At 45.1% G+C, this 3,131-nt stretch carries 3 protein-coding genes; 1 reads left to right on the forward strand and 2 read right to left on the reverse strand.

The annotated features are described in order from the left end of the window. Positions 1–519 precede the first annotated feature (519 nt). Together IM485_RS16240 and IM485_RS16245 are read right to left on the reverse strand one after the other, a co-directional pair. Positions 520–1,164 carry a histidine phosphatase family protein gene (locus IM485_RS16240; RefSeq protein WP_002759710.1) on the reverse strand — a complete coding sequence of 215 codons (645 nt, stop codon included), beginning with the start codon at positions 1,162–1,164 and terminating at the stop codon, positions 520–522. A gap of 49 nt (positions 1,165–1,213) precedes the next feature. Beyond that, positions 1,214–1,852 (reverse strand): histidine phosphatase family protein, encoded by a 639-nt coding sequence (locus IM485_RS16245; RefSeq protein ID WP_104396154.1) that lies wholly within the window; start codon positions 1,850–1,852, stop codon positions 1,214–1,216. 320 nt (positions 1,853–2,172) lie between these two features. Between IM485_RS16245 and ndk the strand changes: the two genes are divergently transcribed. Then, positions 2,173–2,622: a nucleoside-diphosphate kinase gene (ndk, locus tag IM485_RS16250; RefSeq protein WP_002800982.1), complete on the forward strand. Its 450-nt coding sequence runs from the start codon at positions 2,173–2,175 to the stop codon at positions 2,620–2,622. The last annotated feature ends 509 nt before the right edge of the window (positions 2,623–3,131 follow it).

Raw genomic sequence — 3,131 nt, forward strand, 5'->3', positions numbered from 1 at the left:
CTCCAAGCAGTGTCATAACTGATCCCTTTTTTCTTAGCATAATCTGATAGTTTCATGTGAACTGCAACGTAAACTTGTACTAACCATATTAGCAGTTGTTTGCAGTCATTTGCATATATTTTTTACAAAACTTTACAATACTAAATCCGTTGAGTATAGGCTACATATCAGGAGAGGCACTCCTGCAAGTGGAGTGACTCTTAAATGATTACAGATGTGTCAGCAGCTGCGTGTAAGCATCCCACCGAAAAACTAATGCGCGGGGGGTTTGGGGGCGGCACTTCGACACGCTCAGTGACCGCGCCACGCCCCCAGCGGGGGGTTTGGGGGGTTCTACCCCCCAAAAGCTTGGATTGAATGATCAAGTGGGAAGTAATGCTAAATCCGTTGAGTATAGGCTACATATCAGGACAGGCAAAAGGCAAGAGGCAAAAGAGGGAATAGATAATCAGTTTTTAATAACCGGATTGAGTATCAAAACTGACATCTGATCACTGATAACTGATCACTGATAACTGATTAGGTGCAAGGAAGAGAACGCAGGTACTCACTGAGGTGGGAACGTAAACCGATGCCATGGAAAAGCGGGCCACGACTGCCTAATTCGACAATACTGACAGCTGCCACGGGCATTTCAAATCGATCGCGATAACGGCCCACATCGATGCCCATCAGACTACAGAGCATGATCCGGATGGTGGCCTTGTGGGAAACAATCAAGATATTGCCATCACTGTGGGTGTGTTCGATTTCCTCCAAAACGGCTGCGGAACGACGGGCGATATCGATGCCCCTTTCCCCGTTGGGGGGAGCATTCCAAGCGGGATCCGTCAACCAACGCACATAGAGATCATGATATTGACGATCGATATCGTTAGGGTGCATACCTTCCCAAAGACCATAACCGATCTCTTGTAATCCCTGCCGGATTTCTAATTTTAGTCCCACCGCTTCACAGAGGGGTTTAGCGGTTTGAATAGCTCTTTGGAGGGGACTGACATAGGCTGCACGCCAAGGTAAAGAACGATAGACATCGGCGAATTCCTCGGCCATTTCGATGCCTTCGGCAGTCAAACCGGGATCATTTTCTGGAGTACCACAGTATCCTCCCGTTTTGCTATAGGCCGTTTGTCCGTGTCGCAGAAAATATAACATCAAGCACATAGTTTTTCAGGAGACCAAATCCGGGGCTTCCCTTGTTACTGTTGACTGGTTAGGTTCCCGCTCGCGAGCGCAGGTCATTGCGGAGGTGAGAGCGATCGCCTATAACTTGAAAGAGGGGACCGTGTTCGGCTAATTCGACGATCGTTACCGAGGCCACGGGCATGGCAATTCGATCGCGATAACGGCCGATATCAATGCCTAAAAGAGAACATAACATGATTCGGATCGTTGCTTTATGGGAAACGATCAAAATATGGCCATCATCGTGATTATGGTCGATTTCCTCTAATACCTCCGAACTGCGACGAGCGATATCGATGCCTTTTTCGCCTCCTGTGGGAGAATTCCAGCCCGGATCTGCTAACCAGCGCACATAATCATCATGAAACTCCCGATTAACCTCGGCTGCGGTTTTTCCCTCCCATTGGCCGTAGGCAATCTCTTTTAATCCTTCCCGTTTGTGGATGGGAATACCCAAGAGTTCGCTTAAAGGGGTGGCTGTGGCCATGGTGCGTTTGAGGGGACTAGAATAGATGCCTGTCCAAGGCACATCTCGATAGGCAAGGGCGAAATCCTTGGCCATTTCATAGCCTGCTGGGGTTAGTTCCAAGTCTAATCGACCGCAAAAACTACCCGTTTGACTGGCTGTGGTTTCGCCATGACGCAAAAAGTAAAGTTTTAGACTCATCTTTTGGGTGCATCTCAATATTTGTGACTCTCTCCCACTTATAGTGATAAGCAGAAGTTATTAAAAGAGGGCGAAGGCAATTCGCCGCTACAATCATCCTTTTTACCTTTTGTTTCCCAGTAATTCTCTAAATTACCACTATATTTAGGGTTTACTAAAAAAGTTTTTCCAGGGTTTCGGGAGAAAAAACGAAAACTTTCTATCTCAGTCGGACAGCAAGCTAACTCAGCAATTGAAGCGAAATTCTGCCACTCTCTAGGATGCCATTCCGGGTTAATCTGGGTTTTGTGACAATTTATGGCTAAATTTTAAGAGGCAGTATGGAACGCACTTTCTTAATGATTAAACCCGACGGTGTGCAGCGCAATCTGGTGGGGGAAATTATTCAACGCTTTGAAGCTAAAGGTTTTACGCTGGTTGGGTTGAAAATGATGCAGGTTTCTAGTGAATTAGCGGAAAAACACTACGCTGTTCATAAAGAAAGACCCTTTTTCCGTTCTTTAGTCGATTTTATTACTTCCTCCCCCGTGGTGGCCATGGTTTGGCAAGGAGAAGGAGTAATTGCCTCCGCTAGAAAAATTATTGGCGCCACTAATCCCCTCAATGCTGAACCTGGTACGATTCGCGGTGATTTTGGCATTAGTGTCGGACGCAATCTTATCCATGGTTCCGATGGTCCAGATACCGCCAAAGATGAAGTTAGTCTCTGGTTTAGCGATGCAGAATTGGCTAATTGGACTCCCGCCATCACTCCCTGGGTCGTAGAGTAAACCCCTTTGAAGTAGTCAGGAGTCGGTCGTCAGTGTTCAGGGGTCAGGAGACAGGAGATTGTTTTACTTCCTTCTCCCCTCTCCCTTCTCCCCTCTCTGCAATAACTACCCCTGCATACTTTGTGCTTTTTGTCAAAAAAACTTTTTTTTTGCAATAAAACTACATAAAAAAAAGATCATCGTTGTGGGTGAAATTGACTGATTTACCTGTCTTAATTGGGATCACCCTCTAGGTGTGGCAAGGGTTTCAACCCTTGCTGACCAAAAAAGCACAAAATAACCCATTATGAAATTCAGTAAAATCGCTGTAACCATTGTAACATCGTTGTTAAATAAAAATCTTTCTCAATTAATTCTTAAGAATTTGTAAATATTGCGGAATGTTAATTTAAATATTCTCAAGTTTTTGGAGTCAATAAATAACTTTTGCTTATCTTTGTCTAACATTGAGTTAGGAGATAGGAGTCAGGAGTCAGGAGTCAGGAGATTATTTTTATTTATTCTTCCCA

The sequence above is a fragment of the Microcystis sp. M169S2 genome (assembly GCF_020245865.1).
Lineage (GTDB): Bacteria > Cyanobacteriota > Cyanobacteriia > Cyanobacteriales > Microcystaceae > Microcystis > Microcystis ichthyoblabe_A.

Bases quoted from the DNA above. Each gene is read 5' to 3' on its own strand.
- ndk (WP_002800982.1), top strand. From the start codon at position 2,173: ATGGAACGCACTTTCTTAATGATTAAACCCGACGGTGTGCAGCGCAAT.
- IM485_RS16240 (WP_002759710.1), bottom strand. From the start codon at position 1,164: ATGTGCTTGATGTTATATTTTCTGCGACACGGACAAACGGCCTATAGC.
- IM485_RS16245 (WP_104396154.1), bottom strand. From the start codon at position 1,852: ATGAGTCTAAAACTTTACTTTTTGCGTCATGGCGAAACCACAGCCAGT.